The organism is Achromobacter sp. 413638 (genome assembly GCF_043119405.1).
Classification (GTDB): Bacteria; Pseudomonadota; Gammaproteobacteria; order Burkholderiales; family Burkholderiaceae_B; genus Achromobacter.
In genome coordinates, this window is record NZ_JBICCO010000030.1 from 26,010 (window position 1) to 45,036 (window position 19,027).

Annotated in this window: 22 protein-coding genes and 1 tRNA gene; 4 read left to right on the forward strand and 19 right to left on the reverse strand. The window is 65.5% G+C overall.

Translation table 11 applies throughout. The features are described 5' to 3' along the window. Positions 1–132 precede the first annotated feature (132 nt). The 18 genes from ACEU5R_RS14320 to ACEU5R_RS14405 form a co-directional block, all read right to left on the reverse strand. A complete protein-coding gene (locus tag ACEU5R_RS14320) occupies positions 133–411 on the reverse strand; it encodes a uridylate kinase (protein ID WP_392410624.1) in 279 nt (92 codons plus the stop codon). Between the two features lie 93 nt (positions 412–504). Next, positions 505–1,242: an ABC transporter substrate-binding protein gene (locus ACEU5R_RS14325; RefSeq protein WP_392410625.1), complete on the reverse strand. Its 738-nt coding sequence runs from the start codon at positions 1,240–1,242 to the stop codon at positions 505–507. A gap of 79 nt (positions 1,243–1,321) precedes the next feature. Then, positions 1,322–2,008, reverse strand: a complete 687-nt coding sequence (locus ACEU5R_RS14330; RefSeq protein WP_392410626.1) for a hypothetical protein — start codon at positions 2,006–2,008, stop codon at positions 1,322–1,324. 146 nt (positions 2,009–2,154) lie between these two features. Continuing rightward, on the reverse strand, positions 2,155–2,547 hold the full coding sequence (locus ACEU5R_RS14335) for a hypothetical protein (protein ID WP_392410627.1): 393 nt from the start codon (positions 2,545–2,547) through the stop codon (positions 2,155–2,157). 21 nt (positions 2,548–2,568) lie between these two features. After that, entirely contained in the window at positions 2,569–2,781 is a 213-nt protein-coding gene (locus tag ACEU5R_RS14340) for a hypothetical protein (RefSeq protein WP_392410628.1), read from the reverse strand. A 331-nt stretch (positions 2,782–3,112) separates the two neighbouring features. Further along, positions 3,113–3,670, reverse strand: a complete 558-nt coding sequence (locus ACEU5R_RS14345) for a hypothetical protein (RefSeq protein WP_392410629.1) — start codon at positions 3,668–3,670, stop codon at positions 3,113–3,115. Between the two features lie 242 nt (positions 3,671–3,912). Next, positions 3,913–5,529, reverse strand: a complete 1,617-nt coding sequence (locus ACEU5R_RS14350) for a DNA cytosine methyltransferase (protein WP_392410630.1) — start codon at positions 5,527–5,529, stop codon at positions 3,913–3,915. A gap of 533 nt (positions 5,530–6,062) precedes the next feature. Continuing rightward, complete coding sequence (locus ACEU5R_RS14355) at positions 6,063–8,075, reverse strand: DNA topoisomerase III (protein WP_392410631.1); 2,013 nt, start codon at positions 8,073–8,075, stop codon at positions 6,063–6,065. Between the two features lie 272 nt (positions 8,076–8,347). Next, a complete protein-coding gene (locus tag ACEU5R_RS14360) occupies positions 8,348–8,800 on the reverse strand; it encodes a single-stranded DNA-binding protein (RefSeq protein ID WP_124014545.1) in 453 nt (150 codons plus the stop codon). 71 nt (positions 8,801–8,871) lie between these two features. Next, a complete protein-coding gene (locus ACEU5R_RS14365; RefSeq protein ID WP_392410632.1) occupies positions 8,872–9,399 on the reverse strand; it encodes a DUF3158 family protein in 528 nt (175 codons plus the stop codon). Beyond that, the gene (locus ACEU5R_RS14370) at positions 9,396–10,178 is read right to left on the reverse strand and encodes a PFL_4669 family integrating conjugative element protein (protein ID WP_392410633.1); all 783 of its coding nucleotides are present in this window, start codon (positions 10,176–10,178) and stop codon (positions 9,396–9,398) included. The genes ACEU5R_RS14365 and ACEU5R_RS14370 overlap by 4 nt, the downstream gene beginning before the upstream one ends. A gap of 448 nt (positions 10,179–10,626) precedes the next feature. Continuing rightward, positions 10,627–11,886: an STY4528 family pathogenicity island replication protein gene (locus tag ACEU5R_RS14375; RefSeq protein WP_392410634.1), complete on the reverse strand. Its 1,260-nt coding sequence runs from the start codon at positions 11,884–11,886 to the stop codon at positions 10,627–10,629. A gap of 2 nt (positions 11,887–11,888) precedes the next feature. Beyond that, the gene (locus ACEU5R_RS14380) at positions 11,889–12,449 is read right to left on the reverse strand and encodes a DUF2857 domain-containing protein (RefSeq protein ID WP_003821054.1); all 561 of its coding nucleotides are present in this window, start codon (positions 12,447–12,449) and stop codon (positions 11,889–11,891) included. Between the two features lie 15 nt (positions 12,450–12,464). Continuing rightward, positions 12,465–14,120 carry a ParB family protein gene (locus ACEU5R_RS14385; RefSeq protein WP_392410635.1) on the reverse strand — a complete coding sequence of 552 codons (1,656 nt, stop codon included), beginning with the start codon at positions 14,118–14,120 and terminating at the stop codon, positions 12,465–12,467. After that, positions 14,113–14,361: a type II toxin-antitoxin system HicA family toxin gene (locus tag ACEU5R_RS14390; protein ID WP_392410636.1), complete on the reverse strand. Its 249-nt coding sequence runs from the start codon at positions 14,359–14,361 to the stop codon at positions 14,113–14,115. Before ACEU5R_RS14390 ends, ACEU5R_RS14385 begins: the two co-directional genes overlap by 8 nt. Beyond that, positions 14,345–15,220, reverse strand: a complete 876-nt coding sequence (locus ACEU5R_RS14395) for a ParA family protein (protein WP_392410637.1) — start codon at positions 15,218–15,220, stop codon at positions 14,345–14,347. The genes ACEU5R_RS14390 and ACEU5R_RS14395 overlap by 17 nt, the downstream gene beginning before the upstream one ends. A gap of 42 nt (positions 15,221–15,262) precedes the next feature. Then, entirely contained in the window at positions 15,263–15,475 is a 213-nt protein-coding gene (locus tag ACEU5R_RS14400; protein ID WP_011347600.1) for an AlpA family transcriptional regulator, read from the reverse strand. Positions 15,476–15,593: 118 nt separating this feature from the next. Then, positions 15,594–16,349, reverse strand: a complete 756-nt coding sequence (locus ACEU5R_RS14405; RefSeq protein WP_392410638.1) for a hypothetical protein — start codon at positions 16,347–16,349, stop codon at positions 15,594–15,596. Between the two features lie 29 nt (positions 16,350–16,378). Here ACEU5R_RS14405 and ACEU5R_RS14410 point away from each other — a divergent pair, with 29 nt between their 5' ends. The 4 genes from ACEU5R_RS14410 (at position 16,379) to ACEU5R_RS14425 (ending at position 18,330) form a co-directional block, all read left to right on the forward strand. Further along, positions 16,379–16,519, forward strand: coding sequence for a hypothetical protein (locus ACEU5R_RS14410; protein ID WP_167670042.1), 141 nt, complete (start codon positions 16,379–16,381; stop codon positions 16,517–16,519). 676 nt (positions 16,520–17,195) lie between these two features. Continuing rightward, positions 17,196–17,269, forward strand: a tRNA-Cys gene (locus tag ACEU5R_RS14415). Positions 17,270–17,369: 100 nt separating this feature from the next. Next, entirely contained in the window at positions 17,370–17,726 is a 357-nt protein-coding gene (locus ACEU5R_RS14420; RefSeq protein WP_392410639.1) for a hypothetical protein, read from the forward strand. Position 17,727: 1 nt separating this feature from the next. Then, on the forward strand, positions 17,728–18,330 hold the full coding sequence (locus ACEU5R_RS14425; RefSeq protein ID WP_392410640.1) for a DUF2946 family protein: 603 nt from the start codon (positions 17,728–17,730) through the stop codon (positions 18,328–18,330). Positions 18,331–18,533: 203 nt separating this feature from the next. Here ACEU5R_RS14425 and ACEU5R_RS14430 read toward each other — a convergent pair whose 3' ends face one another. Beyond that, positions 18,534–18,935, reverse strand: coding sequence for a DoxX family protein (locus ACEU5R_RS14430; RefSeq protein ID WP_392410641.1), 402 nt, complete (start codon positions 18,933–18,935; stop codon positions 18,534–18,536). Positions 18,936–19,027: the final 92 nt, after the last annotated feature.

The window sequence follows — 19,027 nt, forward strand, 5'->3', positions numbered from 1 at the left end:
TCGGCAACGCCGACGAACATGGGGCAAGGATGGCCCTGGGCCGGGCTACCCGCTCACATGAAACGGCACTGCGCCGCACCCGGTTTCCTGCGCTGCGGGCAAGAAAAAGCCCCTCGAAAGGGGCTGGTTGGGTCAGGCTTCGTACACGAAGTAGTGCTCGCGCTGACGCGGGAAGAAGACATGCTTCCACGTGTCCCCGCTGGTGTTGCCACCGTCGAACACGACCATTTCGTAGTCGTCAATGTCGGTGTCCGCCAGGTCGGCGCTGGCGATGTGGCGCATGTGCAGCGTGCCGTGCGTGCGCTCGAATACCAGGATCTGGCCGATGGCGTCGTCCTGGCTCATGGCGTTGACGCAGGCTCCGAGCTGGTGCTCGAAGTCCGGGGTGCGCGAAATGAGGTCGGGGAACATGAGGTTGCTCCTATGAAAATGGACCAGCCCGGCTCCTGGGGAGACGGGCTGGCATCGGGGGACAATGAGGAAGGCCGGCGTGTCGCGCGGCTGCTAGGGCTCGGCCAGCGGCAGGCCCAGCAGCGCGGGTGCGTCGGCATCGAGGATGAGGATGCGCACATCGGCCTGGCCGGCCAGTTCAAGGATGTTCGCCAGGTCGTCCGGCATGCCCTTGTTCCGGTGCTCCTGCCGAAGCTGCTCGGCGGTGATGCCCTCGGCGTGCTCCAGGTTCTGGTCCGTCCAGGGCGTGGAGATCAGCTTGATGCCGATTGCCGGGCTGTACGGCACACGGAAAGCGATGAACAGCATGGCCTCCGGCGTGGCGATGTCCGCCAGGTCGGCGAGGTAGTGCCAGGTATCGACCGTGATGTGCTCACGGCTGATCTCCCAGCACCGGCTGTAGTAGCCGGTCTCGAAAGTCAGGCGCTGCACCACTTCCCGCGCAGCCTCGGCCGAATAGCTGTCACCGATGTGGACCGGGCGACCGTCAAAGTCGTCGCCATGAACGGCATAGACCACGGCGCCGATCACACCTTCGCCGCTGACACCTTCACCGGCATCGCATTCGGCCAGTACCTCGGCGCTCATGCCTTCGGGGCCATTGCAGACCACGGCGAAATCGTTGGTGACGATGCAGGACGATGAAACCAGTTCCTCGTCGGAGAGGTGCTCTTGGCTCGCGTGGATGTTTCGCCAGACATGCGGGCTTCCGTCCTCGTAGCTGATGGACAGCGTGCGGACGATTTTCAGATTCCAGTAGCCACGGAGAAAGGGATTGGGTTTCTGGGACATGGGAATTCTCCAGATTGAATAATGGAGCCAATTCCCGCCACCGGGAATTGGACCCGGTGGGTTGAAAATGGAAAATGCGTCAGGCGGCGCTGATCGTTGGCATCTGGGCCAGTCGGTCGGCGACGCGACGGCGCACATTCAGGCGGAACTGCTCGTCGTTGATGCCTGCGAGCAGGTTGGCGGCCTCCAGCGCGATCAATGCCGAGGCTTCTTCGATGTCGGCGGCCAGGATCGTCTTGCGCAGTTGGTCGCCGAGTTGGAGCGCCTGCGAGGAGGTTCTGAAGACCTCGACCTCGCGGCTCAGGTAGCAGCCGTTGCCGCCGAACTCGAACAGCCTCGGCTTACTGCAATACCAGCAGCCCTCGAACTGGATGGCGGTCAGGCGATGGCCGTCATCGAAGCAGGAGGCGATCAGAAGCAAGGCTTCCAGGTCGGCACTGTCCTCGAACTTGTGGTGCTCGATCATGTTCTCCAGCTCCGCGTCCTGCTCGGCACCGAAGTGCGCGGCCAGCCGTTCGAGCAAAGGTGGAATCGACAACTCTTCGTCGTCGGGCATGGGGATGCCGAGTTGTGCGGCCAGGCCTTCCAGACCGTCCAGCACATCCGTCCAGCGCGGATCATTGGTCTCGGCGATCTGGGCGATGTAGGCCTGCCCGTTGCCGGGATGGCCTTCGTCCAGCGCGAAGGCGCCGAACAGCGCCTTGATGACGGGGGTAACACGCTCCAGCACGAGAACGCCCGTGCCTTCGTAGTAGTTGTTCGCCATGGTGGCTCCTTTCGAGAAGTGAGCGGAGCCAGCCCATGCGGACGATGGCATCCGCAGGGTGATGAAGAAGAAATTGAGGGACATGGCCTTGTGGGCGCATGTCCCTCTCGGGGGGGAACGAAAAGCAGTGGTGCGCCGGCGACGGCTCACCAGCCGTTGTAGTTCACCAGCAGGTCGGCGATGACCTTGCGGCGTTGCAGATCGAGACCATCGAAGTCCGACAGTCCGTTGAAGTGGCAGCGCTTGAGCATGGCACCGCCCTCGCGCGCGTTGTAGAAGCTGACCATGGCGGACAGGAACATGCGTTCCCCGCTGCTCAGGACGCCGAGGGCATCGTTGAGCTGCAGCATGTTGGGACGCAGATCCCACTTGCTCTTGGCCTGGTTCAGACCTTCGCGGGTGCCGTCGCCAAACCATTCGGGGCCAGCGATCTCGACACCGCGCTTCCAGGCCTCGAAAAAGGCTTGGGGCGCGGCAGCGAAATGCTGTTCTTCCCGCATGATCTGATCGACGACTTCCTGCGGTAGAAGCTGGTTCATGACGTGATTCCTCCAGTTGGATCAGGGAATGGCGAGCTGGGACCAGCCGCCTCTTTCGAGGGCACGTTGAGCCGCGGCATAGCTGCGGAAGTACTCGCGGGATTCCCGCGAAACGGGGCCTTCGGTATCGCGCGTGCCGATGTAGTGACCGGCGGCGCTTTGCAGGACTTCGAGCGGCAGGAACTTGCCGCAGTAGGTCAGGGCCAGTTGGCCGAAAGAGGCTTGCAGGGACATGGACGGGCTCCTTGGAAAAGCGGGGCCTCGTTCCCTCACGGGATGGCAGCTCCCGCACGCGGTTGATAAAAAGCATCAGCGTCACGAGGACGCGCGTCCGCGGAATTGATGCGATGCGGACTGGTGGGCAACGCGGGAGAGGCCCGCGGCAGCCTGGAACCCTGGCTGCTGGCATGTGCTGACGAATCAGCGAACATGCGGGCAGCTTCGTGCGCGGGCCGCGTCGCGTCAGTTGGAAAACGGCATCCGGCCCACCCCCGATTGATGCGCGCAGAGAAAAAGAAACCCCGCATCGAGTGCGGGGCTGTCAGGAGGGTGCGTCGGTGCTGGGTCAGTCGGGCTTGTCGCCCAGGACGTGCTGCTTCCACAGGTCGAATGCCTGCTCGGGCGGAAGCTCGGCGAGGATGACGATGGGCTGGGCCTGCCGAGCGCGCAGCGAAGCGAAGTACGCCTTGCGGTCGGCGATGGCCTTGAGCTTGATGCCCTTGATGAACAGCAATTTGCCGTCCTTGATAAACAGCACCTTGTTGCCGATGTCGCGGTTGAACGCGGCTCGCACCTTGCGTTCCGCGTGCATGGCATCGGCCAGTTCATCGACCAGGAAGTCGAGCGTCATGTCGATGTAGTGAGGGTCTTCACCCTCCTGGCCGAGGTCGAGCGGTGCAGGCGGCAGGCCCTTGGCGAAGGCTTCGGCTTGAGCCAGCAGCGCCGCCTTGCCGTTGAGCGCGTGGAGGAACGTCGAGCCGCCGTGGCCATCGTTGCGGGCCTCGGCGATGGGAGTGCCGTCGAACACGACGGTGGCGCTGAAGCACATCGTCTCCTCGCTGGCGAAATCTGCCACCTTGAGGTTCTTCAGCGTGATGCGGTCTTGCTTGGTGATGTTGTCCATGGGAAGTCCTGAAATCGACCGGGTGGCGACATGCCCCTGACGGGACGTGACGGCCATCCCGTGGGTTGGAGAAAGAGGCATCGGTGCCCCGGTGGGCAGCGTTCGCCGGTGAGATGCCGAGGCGAACTGGCGGGTGGCGTGGGCGGAACCCACGGCAGCCTTGACACCCTGGCTGCGGGCTGCTGCCGATACACCGGCAATGCAGGAGGGAGAATGGCGCGGCCCGCAGGCTGCGTCGCCGATCAATCCGAAGCGGTCGAGCCCGTCTTGTGCAGGCATTGCACGAGGCGTTGGCCCAGCCATGCCATGCACGGGACGGCCATGGAGTTGCCGATCGCCTTGTAGCGTGGAGCGTCGGCGGCGGGCTTGCCGCGGTAGGTGATCAGCGTGTAGTCGTCGGGCATGCCTTGCAGCCGTTCGCACTCCACGGGCATCAGCCGCCGCACCCGCCAGTGCGACCAGTCGCCAGGGCCCGGGTTGTTCCAGTCGTAGCGGAAATGCGCCTCGAAGTCGGGGGCCAGGACATGGGGCTTGTCCGCACCGCCGCCGCTGGTGCGCAGTGCGCCCGCTACGCTGCCGCCCAGCTCGGCGGCAAGACCCTGCTCGCGGCCGCGCAGGGACACGCAGGCCACCATCGGCACGCCGTAGCCCGGCTTGCCGTTGGACAGGACGGTGCAAGCGACCTGGCCATGGCCCGACTCGAAGCGCACTTCACCGCGGTTGTTCTGCGCGAACGCGATGGCGGGCACGACCCCGGCGTTCGCATGGCTGTTGCGATGGCCGCCAGCGCGCAGCGTCGGCGTCAGGTCGAGCGTGGCATCCGCGCCGCTGCCCTGGGCGGTAAAGGCGATGATCGGAACGCCCTTGCCGGTGCCGTCCTCGCTGCTGCCCTTGCCGTTGTTGGCGGTGTCGAGGGTGTGGGCGATGCTGCCGGCGACCGACTGCACCATGAACGTCTCGGTGCGAATGTCGTGCTTGGGGCCTGCGGCCATCAGGCATGCGGCCACATCGACGGGGCCAATGCCGCCGCTGAATCCGAACGTCGTCGTGACCTTGCCGTAGGGCTGCTTCAGTCCTGCGAATCCTGCAAGTCCTGCGCATGCGCCTGCTGCTTCAGCACCCGGTCCAGCATCGCGGGCAGCTTCTTGCCACGGCGCGCGGCCCGCACAAGAATCCCCGAGCAGGCCTGCGCGCTCAAAAAGTACTTCTGCGGGATCGAGGTCATCTCCACCACTTGCCACAAGAAACACGCGCTTGCGGCGTTGGGCGACACCGAAATATTGAGCGTCGAGCACGCGCCAGGCGATGCGGCGGCGGGGACCAGACACACAACCAGCGTGCGCCCACCGGCCCCCTGGCGGCTGGAGCGCACGGCTTTCTCCGGCCAGTGCCCCCAGGAAATGCCCGAAGGCATTGCTGCGGTCGTTAAGCACGCCGGGGACGTTTTCCCAGACGAGCGTGGCCGCCGGGCGGCGGTCTTGGTGGCGGGTTTGGTCGATGGCATTGGCAAGCTCCACATAGGCAAGGGAAAGGGCTCCACGCGGGTCATCCAGCCCGCGACGGCTACCTGCAACGCTGAACGACTGGCACGGCGTGCCGCCTACCAGGATGTCGGGCGCCGGCACGGTGCCGGCGCGCACCTGGCGGGCGATCGCGGTCATGTCGCCCAGGTTGGGCACGCGGGGGTAACGGTGGGCGAGCACGGCGCTTGGGAACGGCTCGATCTCGGCGAACCACGCGGCTTCGAGGCCGAGCGGTTGCCAGGCGAGGCTCACGGCCTCGATGCCGCTGCACACGCTGCCGTACAGCAGTGGCGCGGCCTGGGGCGCACCGCGTGGGGTGCGAGGTTGCGGGTTCATGTCGGGTCTCCTGTTCGTGTGGCCCTGGACCGTGTGGCCGGGCCGGACGTTGATCGGCAGGAGAAAGGCGCCGAAGGCCTTGCGGCCTTCGGCTCGGGAGGACGGAACCACCCGTGGGCTGTTGCAGGCCGGTCGTCGCTAGAACCGTCTGCTGTCAGCAATCACACCCGGCGCATATCGTGGTTGGCGCCGGCATCTTCTGGCGCACATCCGCGCACAAAAGGAGCCCAGTTTTTCGCCGTTGGGCACGGCATCGAATACCGCTGACCACGAAGGGTCTCCGGGTGGCTCGCAGCCTGGCAAGCCATCGGGGGACCCTTCGCAGAGGCGGAAAAATGCAGATCAGCAGAACACGCCGGGAAACCCCGGACACGGTTCGCGGAGAAGCTACCTTCAGGCCCCGCGGCCGGGGGCGGCCGAGCGGGACGCGCACACGGACAAGAGAAGGCGTTGCGCGCTGGGCGTCCCGCAGGGCGTGCGGGACATGGGCCACGCCGCCGATGGCGGGCACGGCTCTCGGGGAGTGGGGTCGGTCAGGAGCCCTTGCGGCCGCTACTGCGCGGGCGCGAGGCACCGCGCTTGGACGTGCCGGAATCGACCGGCAGCGTGCCTTTGCAGTCGGGGTAGCGACTGCACGACCAGAAGGGGCCGGTCTTGCCGGTGCGCTGGCGCGTCGGTGCGCCGCACTGCGGGCAAGCGGGACCCTGGGGAACCTTGATGGACAGCGAGGTGCTGCCGTACTGCGCGATCAGTTGCGAAACCCAACTCGCCTGCTTGCCGATGAACACGTCCAGGGTGAGCTGTCCGGCCTCGATCATGTCGAGCGCCTGCTCCCACACGGCGGTGGTTCCGGGGTCGGCAATCGCCACGGGTACGGCGTCGATCAACGTGAATGCCGCATCCGATGCACGGATGGAGCGTCCTTTCTTCACGAGGTAGCCGCGGGTGATCAGCCCACTGATGATGTTGGCCCGTGTCGCCTCGGTGCCGATGCCGACCGTATCCTTGAGCTTCTGCTTCAGGCGCGGGTCCGTCACCAGCTTGGCGACCCCCTTCATGGATTTGACCAGTTCGCCCTGCGTGTAGGGCTTGGGCGGCATCGTCTTGAGCGCCTTGACCTCGGCTTCGGCCACCTGGCACGCCATGCCCTCGCGCAGCGCGGGGAGCACCTGGCTGCGCGCCGTGGCTTCTCCATCCTCGTCCGCTTGCGGCTCGGCCAGCACCAGACGCCAGCCTCTGACGACCACTTGCTTTCCGGTGGCCGCCAGCTTCTGCTGGCCGCAGGAAAGCTCGGCGACAGTGCGGTCGAACTCGTGGTGAGGGAGGAACTGCGCCAGGTAGTGCGCCCGGATGAGCCGGTACACGGCCAGCTCCTTCTCGCTCATCGCAGAGAGGTTCGCGGGTTCGAGCGTCGGGATGATGCCGTGGTGCGCCGTCACCTTGCCATCGTTCCAAGCGCGAGAGCGCTGCGAGCGGTCGAGCTGGCCCATGATCGGGCGCAACGAGGGATCGGTCTTGAGCAAGCTGTCCAGGACCGTGGGCACTTCCGTGAACATGCTTTCGGGTAGGTAGCCTGAATCGGAACGCGGGTATGTGGTGGCCTTGTGCGTCTCGTACAGGGCCTGGGCGATCTCCAGGGTCTCCTGCACGTCCAGCCCAAGCTGCTTGGAACAAACCTCCTGCAAGGTGCCCAGGTCGAACAGCAGCGGTGGCCCTTCGCGCACGCGCTCGGTCTCGATCGACACGACCTGGGCGCTGCCCGCAGTGCGGATCTGCTGCGCAGCCTGCTGGGCGACCGGCTGCTGCAGGCAGCGGCCGGCGTCGTCGGTGCAGCCATCGGGTGGAACCCACTGCGCGCTGAAAGCCTGTCCACCTGCGGACAGGGACACGTCGATGGCCCAGAACGGCACCGACTTGAAGGCCGCGATCTCGCGGTCGCGGTCCACGACCAGCTTCAAGGTCGGCGTCTGGACGCGCCCGACCGACAGCACGCCGTCGTAGCCTGCCTGCCGGCCCAGCACAGTGAACAACCGGCTGAGGTTCATGCCGACGAGCCAGTCGGCGCGCGAGCGCGCCAATGCCGAGTAGTACATCGGCAGCGTGTCGGAAGACGGCCGGAGCTTGCCGAGCGCGGTGCGGATCGACGCATCGTTGAGTGCCGACAGCCATAGCCGCTCGATGGGGCCGCGGTAGCCGCACAGGTCGATGATCTCGCGGGCGATCAGCTCGCCCTCGCGATCGGCGTCGGTCGCGATGACCAGGTGGGTCGTCTTCGCCAGAAGCGCCTTGACGACCTTGAATTGCGTGGCGGTCTTCGGTTTGACCTCGACCCGCCATTGCTGGGGAATGATGGGCAACTGCTCCAGCGACCAGCGCTTGAGCGCCGCGTCATAGATCTCTGGGGCTGCCGCTTCTACGAGGTGGCCGATGCACCAGGTGACGGTGACGCCGGAGCCGCTGAGACAGCCTTCACCGCGCTGCGTCGCGCCGAGAATCCGGCCAATGTCTTTGCCCTGGGAGGGCTTCTCGCACAAAAACAGCCGCATGTCCGTCCATCCGAATTCCGTGGTTCATTGAGTTGCTGGAATCGAGGATGCCGAGCACCACCAGGGGCAGCAGCAAACAAGCCGCATGCGGTGGCGACCACTTTCACGGGATGGAATGGCGGGACCGGAGCGGCGTGCGGCCGGGAGGGTGCGGTTCGGGAGCCGCGATCTTCGGGAGCGCGTGGAAGCCGGTGGACGTTGATGGAGCTATCCCCTGGGGATAGCTCGCGAGGACATGGGGCGACCGACGACTGCGGCCGCCCCATGCCGGGTCACTTCCTGCGCTTCGGCTCCTTCGGCGCGGTCGGTTCCTGGGCGGCCTGGGGTTTCGGCTGCGCGTCCTGCGCGGTCTCCTGCTGCCTGGGGCTGAGGGTCACGGACTCGATGCGGAACGGCAGGATGCCGACGCTGCGCGCGTTGATCTGCCAGGTCTCGCGCGGCTGATCCTCGTTGTCCGTCCAGGGTTCGCGCTCCATGCGACCGACGACCAGCACGCGCATGCCCTTCTGGTAGAGGTCCTTCCAGTGCGCGGCGTCGCGGTGCCAGATTTCCACCGGCGCCCAGAAGCCGCCGCGATCCTCGAAGGTGCCATCCTTCTTGGGAATGGGGTTGTCGAAATAGACGTTCAGGCGCAGAAGGCGGCTGGGCTCGTCGTTGCCGTTGGGGAACTCCCGGTACTCGGGGGGCGAACCGATGTTGCCCTCGCCAGAAAAATGCGTGCTCATGTTGCAATCTCCGTGGTGGTTGAAATACCCGCACCTGGTCGGCGGCGGGAACGTGCGGGTGCTTGGCGCGATCACCGATCACGCATGGCAGATGGGGTGGACTTGAGCCGGCGCAGGTAGGCGTCTTCCGCCTCGGCGGCCTTGCTGGCGCACTCCTGGGCCTGCCTGCCCAAGGTGTGCAACAGGCTGATCTGCATGTTCAGCGTGATGCGCTGAAGCTCGATCGCGTGCAGGTCGGCCAGCAGGTTGACCGGCGTGCTGGTGCTCGCGATCAGCTCCTGCCACAGGGCCACGCCCATGACCGAGCGGTCGTGCTTGCGCCAGCGCAAAAACACCGTACCTGCGCCAGTGGTCTGCTGGGCCAGCTCGATGGGCAGCAGGTGGAAGGGATGCCCGACGGCCTGTGGCAGCACCTGTCGCTGCGCCAAGCCAATCAATTCGTCGCGCATGGCGAAGCACTGGCTGGCCCAGGCCTCCAAGTCCCCTTTACCTTTAAAGGGTTTTAAAAGGCCTTTTTGAGAGCCTGCGTGTTCCAGCCTCATGAAGGCGGTCTGTTGCAGGGGACGGAAGTAGCGGGTTTCGCGATTCGGGTCGCTCATGCCTGCTCGTCCTCGCCGGCTGTCGCTTCGGAGGCCTCGGTGGCGGCGGCTTCGTCACTGGCGGATGGTGCTGCGGCAGGACCGTCACCGCGCTGCTGCAGGCCACGGCGCACGATGGCCGGCGCGAACTTCGAGCGGCGCGTGCCTTCCAGCACGTCCTGCGGCAGCTCGCCGAACTTCTCCAGCGCGGCCCGCGCTGCGGCATTCTTCGCGGCGAAGTCGTCGCGGGTGCAGCCCGAGTAGCGGTACTGCTGGGCCAGCGAGAACAGGCTGCGCAGTGCATGGGCGCCTTCGTTGAGCCAGCGTTCGAGCGTCGAGCGATCGATCAGCGCAGTGTGGTGCGCGAGGATCAGCTTGCGGGCGATGTCGTCGTAGTCGGCGAGCAGATAAACGGCGGCAAAGCCGAGCTGCGCATTGACGAACAGCGGCAGCTTGACGGGCTGTACGTTGAGGTTCTCGCCCAGGGTGAGTGCCGGCGGCACGCTCGCGAGAGCCTGGTCCACCTGCTCGCGCAGCGATTGCAGCGTGGCCTTGGTCTGGTCGAGCTTGTCCTCGATGCGCAGCATCCAGAAGTCGCTGTACGGGTCGTCCTGCTCCGAGCCGCGCCGCATCTTGTTCATCTGGGCGATGTAGCCGTTCAGGCCGACGATGCCCGGTCGTCCCTCGGCGGCGGCGCGGCCGTGCCAGATGCGAGAGGCGTGGTGCGTGTGCAGCGTCAGCGACATCGCGCTGCGCAAGGAGCCGAGATTCAGTTGCAGAGGTTCGTTGGTCGTTGCCATGGTGTCCGCTCGTTGTTGGAAAAGAGCGGCCAGCTTCGGCAGGAAGCGGAAGGCAGTCAGTCAACAAACCGAAACCCGCCAGTCCCCGGTTCACGGCGCGGCGGGCGCATGCGGCGCGAGCTATCCCCAGGGGATAGTTCCATGGAGCGCCAAGGAACGCTGCACGCCTGGATCAGCGCGGACAAGGCCGATCCCGCGGCAGGCGATCGAGGCCTGGCGTGCAGCGGTTCGACGTCGTAGCCGTCAGTGGAACTATCCCCAGGGGATAGTTCCATGGAGCGCCAAGGAACGCTGCGCGCCCGGATCAAGCGCGGACAAGGCCGATCCCGCCGCAGGCGATTGGGGCTTGGCGTGCAGTGGTTCGACGTGTAGCCGTCAGTGGAACTATCCCCTGGGGATAGCTCTACTGGAAGCCACTGGCATCCACTTCACCGCCTTGCAGGCCCGCTCACTTGCTGGCGAGCAGGTTGCGCAGCCGTTCGATGTGCTGCCTGGCGACTTCTGGCGGCACCGGCTTGCCCTGCGGCTGGGATGGTGGCGGTGCTGGTGGTGGCCGCTCATTGGGTGGAGCAGGTGCCGACGGCGCGTCTTTCTTGGCCCAGGCGTTGAACTCGCCATGGATGGCCCGCTGGATGATGCCGAACAGATACCCCGCAGGATTGCGGATGCCGTGGCTGCTGCATCGCGTGGCCCATTCGTCCAGCACGGCCTGCCTCAGCGAGGCATCGACCTGCTGCAACGCCACCCGCGCACCTGTCTGCTGCTCTGCCTTCAGTTCCGCGAAGCGTTTGGGCCATTGGAGGTCGCCCAGCGCGCGCGCCTGCGCTTGTGCGTGCGCGGTAGTACGTACTTCATTAATACGACTACTACGTACTGTACGGGCCTGCTTCGGATTCCGAAGAGAGGCGTCTGGCGCGGGTTTCGGCCCTGCTTCGGATTCCGAAGTGGGGTCATCGGGATTCCGAAGAAGGCTCGTCGGCCCTTCTTCGGAATCGTGAGTGGCATCCTCTTGTGGATAACTTTCGGTCGCCGTGATGCCTTGGGTGGCGAGGCGTTCGGCCAGGACCTGCAGCCGTGACGGCAGCGTGCGGCCGGACAGCAGCGGGTCTTCCGCGATTTCCTTGAGCGTGTTCAGGCCGACCATCTGGACGGCCTTGGCCGAGTGGCCGAGGGACTGGCTGACCAACGCCAGGTAATCGGCGTCGAGCTGCATCGCTTCAAAGGGCGTCAGCGGCTCGTCGTGCAGGACATAGAGGTTGCCGAGGATGCGGCCGGTCTTGGGGTCGCGGCGGCGCCGCACCAGGCTCAACCATCGGGTGAGGCGCAGCAGCGTCAGCGCTCGCGCCACGGTTTCGTGCGAGGCTTGCCCGGCGCAGGGCATCGACGCCAGCCAGGGTCGAAGCTGTTCATACGTCGGGAACGCCGTCACGCCATCGTCGTTGAGCATCAGACGGAAGACCTGCCAGGCGTTGCGCTCCAACGGCGTCAGGCGACGGTCGAGGAACAGCCGCCGCGGTACGGTCTCGTGCCGGTTGCCGCTGAACAGGAAGGCATCGCCAGACGCCGCGCCCGTGGGCATGGCGACAGGCGTGGGTGTGGGCGGGGGCGCATCGGCGTTGGGCTTGGGCACAAGGTCTTTCAGCGCAGCGTCGAAAAGGTCTGCGAGTGCGATGGGGCCACGACGTGGTGCGGTGTCGTCCACGGCCATGGTCAACCCAATCCTTGATCGACCCAGCTCTTGATCGAGGCCCAGACCACCGACAGAGGCAGCGACATGCCTTCGGCCAAGTCCATGGCGGCATCGAGGATGGAGGTTTCGTCTTCGAGATCGACGTTCCTGCTGCTGGTCACGGCCTTCCATTGCCGCCACAGCTCCGTGTCCTGCTTCTCGTCCAGCACGGGGTGGCGGCCCTTGCGCTTGGGCAGGCCGAGGATTTCGCGGCGAAGCGCCACTTCCTGGTGGGTCAGGCCGTAGAAGCGGCTGACCATTTCGGTGCTCGCGCCGAGGCGCAGCATGCGATCGACCGTGGCGATCTCCTTCTCCACATCCTGCGCCTGCCTGAGCAGACGCCGGAGCACTTCGCGGTTGACCGTCACCGAGCACCACGAGACGTTGGCGTTGGCCAGCACGCTGATCAGCGCGGGATGCTTGAGGGCGTCCAGCTCTTCCTCGCCAAACCCCATCAGCTTGCAGCGGCGCAGTTGCCCATTGCGCAGGTCATAGAGGGCCTGGGCGATGACGGCCTGGTTGAGTGGGTGTGGTGCGGACATGCTGGTCTCCCTCGGTCACGTTCCAGGGTCCGCAGCGCCGGCGTCCAGGTCGAGCAGATGGCGGGCCAGCCGCAGCAGCCGGAACAGCTTGACCAGTGCGGTGTCGCTCAGTCGCCGGGTTGCGTCGCCTTGTCCGTGCAGCAGCGCCGACAGGTCGATGACGAATTGCCTGTTATCCAAGCCGACGTCGGCGGGCTGCTGACCGGCTAGGCATGCCAGCAGTGCCAGGACGGCACGGCCCAGCGGCTCCGGGTCTTGGGCGTGGGTACGGCAGGCGAAACCGATGCCGTCTGGACGGTCATCGATGCACTCGTCCAGGCGGGCCTCGCCCGCGATCTCGCGGGCGAACTGCGCGACGTGGATGCGCAGGCGCTCGGGCGTGTCCAGGCTCGCGTCGATGTACCAGACATCAGAGATCGGATAGAGCCCGCCGGCCTGCACGGGGATGGACTGCAAGACGTTCGCCGAGAAGTCGGGCGGCAGCGCACCGCCCAACTGGTCGGCGACCATGCGCTGGATGGACTGGAGCCGTTCGGTCGTTGGCGCCGGTGAGACGATGTGCTTCTGAAGCAGGTGGTCGTCCGCTGTCGGACTGGCCGTGCCCGCCTCGTTGGCATCTGCGTCGCTCTCGCGCGTTGAGGTGGGAGACGCAGGGCTTGCAGGCTGCGCTGTCGGTGCTGGCCCTGTGGTGGGCGGCGAGGCGTTGGCAGGTGGGCGCGCGATAACCCCAGGCTCCGGCAAGGCGGGCGGCGTCGAGGATGGCGTCGGATCGCTGACCAGAGCGCGCTGGCGGCTCTCGGATTCGGTCATGTCCAGCGCGAGCACGTCGTAATCGATGCCCAGCAGCTCGGCCATCTGACCGATCAGTTCGTCCTGTACGCGCTGCGCGGAGAACTCGTCGGCCTGCACATCAAACTGCGACAAGGCTTCCTGGAAGAACTCGTCGAAGTCCTGGACCAGCGTGCGGCCCTTGGCGTAGCGCTCCCACGCGAACATGCAGGCCTTGCGCATGACCGACAGGCGTTCGACCTGGTGGCGGCCGAGGCCGCCATAGAGCACGGTGGGGATCGCCGGCAGGAGGTAACGCACCGCGTCGTTCATGCGGCTGATGTGCGACTGCTGGACCGGGAAGCCATCGGCGGCCAGGCGGCGGGCCAGTTCGGACTGGCTCAGGGCGGCGCCGCTTTCCTGCTCGTAGAACTCGCGCGCCTTCTCGACGCCGAGGGCGCGCTCGATGAAGGTAAGGCCGCCGCGCAGTTCGTTCTCGGCCAGATGGCCGGTCAGCATGACGACTTCGCCGCGGCTGGGCCACGGCCGGAACAGGCACGATATGCGGAAAAACTGCTCGTCCTTGGTCTCCGACCACAGTTCGCGCAGGATCGCCAGCCGCGTGTTGCCGCCGTTGCGGATGATGTAGTGATCCTCGCCAGGCCGTCGGGTGACGGCCGGTGCCGCATCCAAGCCGCGCTCGCGGATGGATGCCTTGATTTCCTCATAGGCCGGATTGCGCTTCTTGCGCGGGTCATGGTCGTAGGGGCGTAACTGGTCCAGGGTCACGACCATGGGTGTGTCGGCGATCGGGTCGCTCAAGGCCGACGCGGCCGGGCCGCTGCGCTCGAACCCTGCCGCGAGCAGCTTGCCGGCCATTTGCTGGGAGGTGATCTCAGCCATGGCGGCCTCCCTGCGCTTGGGATCGTGCCTCGCGCTCGGCGCGGCGGATCTGCGCACGGGCGTTGAGGGCGGCCCGGTGGTCGCTGGCCGTCGAACTGGTGTAGATCGCGGCACAGCCTGCCTTGGTGAATTTGAGGTGGCCGCCCGGCGTGCGCTTGACGTGCCAGCCTTCACCGACAGCGAACTCGATCAGGGCGCGCAGCCGTTTGTGCCCTCGGGCCAGTTCATGTGCGTTCGCCATGGGGCCTCCCGGTATCAAGAGGGACTGGCGAACGGCCGGACACCGCGGCAAATCGGTGTTGCCACTGCGGGAACAGCTCGCCGGCGAGGCCGCGCATGGTGTCGAGCGCGGCGGGGGCGACTCTGCCCGGTGGCTGGCGGTATTCGACCCGATGCACTGGCAGGCCGCGCGTCGCGGCGCGCGGATAGGCTTCGATGGCCGGCACGTCGGTGGTCAGCACGCGGATGCCGGCATGGTCCTGGAACAGGTCGCGCAAGGCCTGCTGGATCAGTCGGGCGTTCGCCGACACGGGGTGGACGCGGTTGATGAGCAGGTGCAGCGGTGGCGGCTCGATGCCGAGGTGCCGGTACGGTGCGATGTCTTCGAGCAACTGCATGGTGCCGCGCCGCAGCTCGCGCGCCGCGAGGATTTCCGGGGTCACGGGCGACAGCGCAACGTCGGAGGCGAGCACCGCCATCTCCAGCAGCACCGAGCGCGCGCCCTGGGTGTCGATCAGCACCAGGTCATAGAGGGGAGCCAGGACCGGCAGCAGGTGCCGTAGCCGCAGGCGCCCATCCGGCGCGTGCAGCAGCAAGGTGTTCAACTCGCCCCGGTGGTCGTTGGACAGCACCAGGTCCAAGCCCGAAATGATTGTGCGGGACACGAGCTGGCCGAGGTCGCGCTCGTTGAAGGCCAGCAGCTCATAGATGCCACCAGGCGCACGGTGACCCAGTTCGTAGTAGGACGACAAGGTGGGCTGCACGTCGAGATCGAGCAGCAGCACGCGCAGCCCCGCGTCGGCGACGAGCCCGCCCAGGTTCGCGGCCGTGGTGGTCTTGCCGACGCCACCTTTCGTTGAAATGATGGATACAACCTGCATGGCGTTCTCCGTGTGAGGATGGAAGGTCCGCGGGAGAACGGGTCAGGCCCGGTTGTTGACGCGCTCGGCGATCCACTGATCGATTTCGATGGAATCCCAGCCGACGGCGCGCACACCTAGGCGCAGCGCCTGCGGGAACTGGCGCTTCTTCATCAGGTTGTAGATGTGGGCACGCTTGAAGCCGGACTTCGCTTCGACTTCTTCCAGGCGCAGAATGCGGCGCTCGTTGGGTGGCAGTACAGGTGTTTGCGACATGGCGGTCACTCCTGAACGCTCAGTGGCGTTTGTTGGCGTGACCTCTATTCAATAGACACGGCTGCGGAAAGACATTGCAAATGCAATCTCCGCGACTGCACATACAAGCTGGAAATCCTCAGAGCGTGGCGCTATGCAGCCGGCGCCTGGCCGTGGCGAACTTGCCGTTCAACGTCCGCTCGGCGATCCCCATGACGCCGTGGTGATGGGCGACCAGTGCGCTGACCACGGCCTCCTGCGTCTTGAAGCTGGAGTACGGCGCGCCCGAGGGCGACTGGCCGAGCATCAGCTCCAGCATGCCCCCGATGATGTTCAGGTAGGTGGCCTCGGCCCGATCGCTGATCGGGCACTGCGCGCAGGCGGGAATCACCGTGGACTGCTTGAGCAGCGCATCGTGCTTGTCCTGCAGCTCGCGAAGTTGGCGCTTGGACTGCTCCAAGGCTGATTTCAGGGCGAGCTGCTCAACCAGCATGGCTTGCCCTGTCTCCAGCGAGATGAAGGGATGGGTGATGCGCTCGCTGCGGGAGAAGAGAAAGCCGGGTCGTTGTTCGGGGTAGTGCTGACGCATCCAGCGCTTCAGATCGACGTGGCGGACGGTGAGGTCGGGAGAGTCGATCAGTTCGGTGTCGTGCGCCGTGATGCCGTCCCGCCCGAAGGGCAGTTCCCCATTGAGGATGCCGTCATAGATGCGTTCGGTGTACAGCCGCAGTTCGCCCCAGCGTGGGCAGTCCAGCGAGAGTGGCAGGTTCCGTGACGATGAGATCGAGGTCAGGATCACCTGCTCATACCGCAGCAGCCCGGCCCAGCGGATGGACGCTTCGATCGGGCGATAGAACACCTTTGATGTGGGTGCATCATTCTTGTTCTCGTGCATGCTCCGTCTCCTTTCAGGAGAAGAACTACATGGCCGACTCCTTTGCCGCCGACCTCATGGTCAGCGAGTTGTCTGTGCAGGAAGCGAGCCCCGAGGGCGGCTTCGTCATTGGGCTTGAGTTCCTCTTACCAGTCGGCGCTACTGGTAGCCGTCGTGTGCTCGATGTGTAAAAATTCATCGACTAAAAGATCGAGCATCAGGACGCAGACTCGACAGTGACGCTCACGCTATCAGGGTCGTAAGAAGTTGCGGCTTCTGCAAAACCGTCTAGGTATGGCCTGATATGCCAGCGGTCTCAAGGGGCGCGAAGGGGATGGCAATCGCCATCCAATGTCCAGCAGGACGCATCGAATTCTCGCCTGTCATGCTCATCCCAGCATCCTGATATACCGACAAAGAATCGAGCGCAGACGCACCACGGCGACAGCGTGCGTTCTTTCGATGTGGCTTGCGCAGATGGGCGCCGCGATGTGCGATGCGTGCCTGTTCACCGCGGCATCCGACCCGCACCGAGATCGATGCCTGTTGCTCAGTGAGCATCGCGGTGGAGATGCGGAAGCAGAGAGCGGGGAGCAGGTGGCGAGTTCGAGGCCAAGCGGACGGTGATGTGCAATGTGCGGCTCTGGTGCGCGGAGTGGGCGTCTTTGGACGTCGATGGATTTCTTTGGACGAACTTGTTGCCGAGGGCGAAAAACAAGGCTACAATTGAGGTCTTCGCTGGCCACCTCGGCGAAGAAAGTGTTCGGGAAACAACGACTTAGTGCCCTAGTGCATGTCTCGTTTCCCGCTCCAAATACAAAAAGGAAGCAACGGCCATCCCGCGCTTCCTTTTTTCTTGCAAGTGCTGGCGCAATGGCAGAGTGGTTATGCAGCGGATTGCAAATCCGTGTACGTCGGTTCGATTCCGGCTTGCGCCTCCAGCATCCTTTCCCTTCCCCCTGAGCATCTGGTTACCCATCCCTACCTCCGGTCAGGCGGATGATTGCTATGGTGTCGCCGTTTTCCACTGACGACACCACCATGCTCAAGAATATGGAATCCCGCGCGTCGGCGGGCCGCCGTCCCGCCGCGATCCTGTGGGTGCTATCCGCCGCCACGCTGATCGCCCTGGCGCCCCTGGCGGCCCGGGCCGACGACGACGATCACCACCACCGCTACAAGCGCGGTGAGTACAAAGAAAAGTACTGGGACGGCGCCTGTAAGGTCGAGCGCAAATGGAAGCGCAACGGCGACTACAGCGAAAAGCGCAAGTGCCGGGATGACGATGACGACCAGGGCTATGCTTATGGCTACGCGCCGCGGCCGGCCATGGTTCCCATGATGCCGGTCTCGCCCGCGATCGTGATCAACCCGCCCCCCATCGTGATCAGGCCCTGAGATGGATCAATCGGTGAAAGACGCCATCGCCCGCTGGCCCGACGTGCCGGCGGCGCACGGCTGGCTGTCGCTGGACGCGCGCGGCCGCTGGCGCTTTCACCCGCAGGGACTGTCCGCGCAGGGCGGCCCCGGCGAATCCATCACCAATCCCCAGATCCTGGATTTCATCGGCCGCAACTACGCGCATGACGACGCCGGCCGCTGGTTCTTCCAGAACGGGCCGCAACGCGTCTACCTGCGGCTGGACGCGGCGCCTTATGTGCTGCGCCTGGACGACGCGGGCCGGGCCCTGCTGACGCACACGAACCAGCCAGTCACGGCGGTCAGCGCCTGGTGGCTGGACGACGCGGGCAGCCTGTATGCCGTGACGCCCGCTGGCCCCGGCATCGTGCTGGACCGTGATCTGCCGGCGCTGCTGGACCAATTGCGCGCGCAAGACGGCGCCATGCTGCTGGACGCCCTGGCCGAACTGACACCTGGACAGCCGCCCCTGATGGTTGAATGCGCGGCTTATGGTCGGGCGCCGCTGCGCATGGCGGCGCGAGCGGACCTGCCGCGGATCCTCGGTTTCGAACCCGCCGCTCCCGTAGCGGCAACCGCATGAGCACCCGGAGGCCACCCCACATGATCAACCTGCGTGATATCGGCCTGTCCCAAGGACTGATCGACCATCTTGCCGCCGATGATCAAAGCGGCCCGTTTGGAGCCAGTTGCGCCTGAGACCAAGGCGGCGATCCAGGGTGAACGGCAGCCAGCCCGCCGCCACCCCGGATGCGCCTCTCTCACGGGCACAGCCGCGCCTGACGCTCAGCCTCGCTGGCCCGGCTTGAGCGCGAACTTGCCGTCACCCAGCAGCGCCAGCACGGCCGCCACCACGGTCAGGAAAATCGGGTACTCCCAACCGCCGCCCGTATTGCCGAACCCCCAGCCATTGCCGAAATGCACGGTCGACGCGACGAACAGCTGCACCACCGCGATGGCGGCGACCCAGCGCGGCCACACGCCCAGGATCAGCAGCACGCCCGCGGCGACTTCGAAGATGGTCACGGGATAGGCCAGCCAGCCGGCGAAACCGATCTTGGCGAAGAACTGCGCCGTGCCCGGCAGCGTGTACACCAGCAGCTTGGTCAGGCCGTGGGCCAGGAACATGACGCCCAGCGCCACGCGCAGCAGCAGCGCCGCATAGGGCGCGGTACGGTTATCGATCATTGCGTTCTCCTTGTCTGGAACATGAATCGCCCAGGACGGGAAGATTCTTGATGGGCGCCATTTTTGCGATTCCTAAAACAAAGATAAACATG

Bases quoted from the DNA above. Each gene is read 5' to 3' on its own strand.
- ACEU5R_RS14425 (WP_392410640.1), top strand. From the start codon at position 17,728: ATGGATCAATCGGTGAAAGACGCCATCGCCCGCTGGCCCGACGTGCCG.
- ACEU5R_RS14405 (WP_392410638.1), bottom strand. From the start codon at position 16,349: ATGCACGAGAACAAGAATGATGCACCCACATCAAAGGTGTTCTATCGC.
- ACEU5R_RS14335 (WP_392410627.1), bottom strand. From the start codon at position 2,547: ATGAACCAGCTTCTACCGCAGGAAGTCGTCGATCAGATCATGCGGGAA.
- ACEU5R_RS14395 (WP_392410637.1), bottom strand. From the start codon at position 15,220: ATGCAGGTTGTATCCATCATTTCAACGAAAGGTGGCGTCGGCAAGACC.
- ACEU5R_RS14410 (WP_167670042.1), top strand. From the start codon at position 16,379: ATGGCCGACTCCTTTGCCGCCGACCTCATGGTCAGCGAGTTGTCTGTG.
- ACEU5R_RS14345 (WP_392410629.1), bottom strand. From the start codon at position 3,670: ATGGACAACATCACCAAGCAAGACCGCATCACGCTGAAGAACCTCAAG.
- ACEU5R_RS14360 (WP_124014545.1), bottom strand. From the start codon at position 8,800: ATGAGCACGCATTTTTCTGGCGAGGGCAACATCGGTTCGCCCCCCGAG.
- ACEU5R_RS14350 (WP_392410630.1), bottom strand. From the start codon at position 5,529: ATGAACCCGCAACCTCGCACCCCACGCGGTGCGCCCCAGGCCGCGCCA.
- ACEU5R_RS14365 (WP_392410632.1), bottom strand. From the start codon at position 9,399: ATGAGCGACCCGAATCGCGAAACCCGCTACTTCCGTCCCCTGCAACAG.
- ACEU5R_RS14325 (WP_392410625.1), bottom strand. From the start codon at position 1,242: ATGTCCCAGAAACCCAATCCCTTTCTCCGTGGCTACTGGAATCTGAAA.
- ACEU5R_RS14380 (WP_003821054.1), bottom strand. From the start codon at position 12,449: ATGTCCGCACCACACCCACTCAACCAGGCCGTCATCGCCCAGGCCCTC.
- ACEU5R_RS14370 (WP_392410633.1), bottom strand. From the start codon at position 10,178: ATGGCAACGACCAACGAACCTCTGCAACTGAATCTCGGCTCCTTGCGC.
- ACEU5R_RS14320 (WP_392410624.1), bottom strand. From the start codon at position 411: ATGTTCCCCGACCTCATTTCGCGCACCCCGGACTTCGAGCACCAGCTC.
- ACEU5R_RS14340 (WP_392410628.1), bottom strand. From the start codon at position 2,781: ATGTCCCTGCAAGCCTCTTTCGGCCAACTGGCCCTGACCTACTGCGGC.
- ACEU5R_RS14390 (WP_392410636.1), bottom strand. From the start codon at position 14,361: ATGGCGAACGCACATGAACTGGCCCGAGGGCACAAACGGCTGCGCGCC.
- ACEU5R_RS14430 (WP_392410641.1), bottom strand. From the start codon at position 18,935: ATGATCGATAACCGTACCGCGCCCTATGCGGCGCTGCTGCTGCGCGTG.
- ACEU5R_RS14330 (WP_392410626.1), bottom strand. From the start codon at position 2,008: ATGGCGAACAACTACTACGAAGGCACGGGCGTTCTCGTGCTGGAGCGT.
- ACEU5R_RS14385 (WP_392410635.1), bottom strand. From the start codon at position 14,120: ATGGCTGAGATCACCTCCCAGCAAATGGCCGGCAAGCTGCTCGCGGCA.
- ACEU5R_RS14355 (WP_392410631.1), bottom strand. From the start codon at position 8,075: ATGCGGCTGTTTTTGTGCGAGAAGCCCTCCCAGGGCAAAGACATTGGC.
- ACEU5R_RS14420 (WP_392410639.1), top strand. From the start codon at position 17,370: ATGCTCAAGAATATGGAATCCCGCGCGTCGGCGGGCCGCCGTCCCGCC.
- ACEU5R_RS14375 (WP_392410634.1), bottom strand. From the start codon at position 11,886: ATGGCCGTGGACGACACCGCACCACGTCGTGGCCCCATCGCACTCGCA.
- ACEU5R_RS14400 (WP_011347600.1), bottom strand. From the start codon at position 15,475: ATGTCGCAAACACCTGTACTGCCACCCAACGAGCGCCGCATTCTGCGC.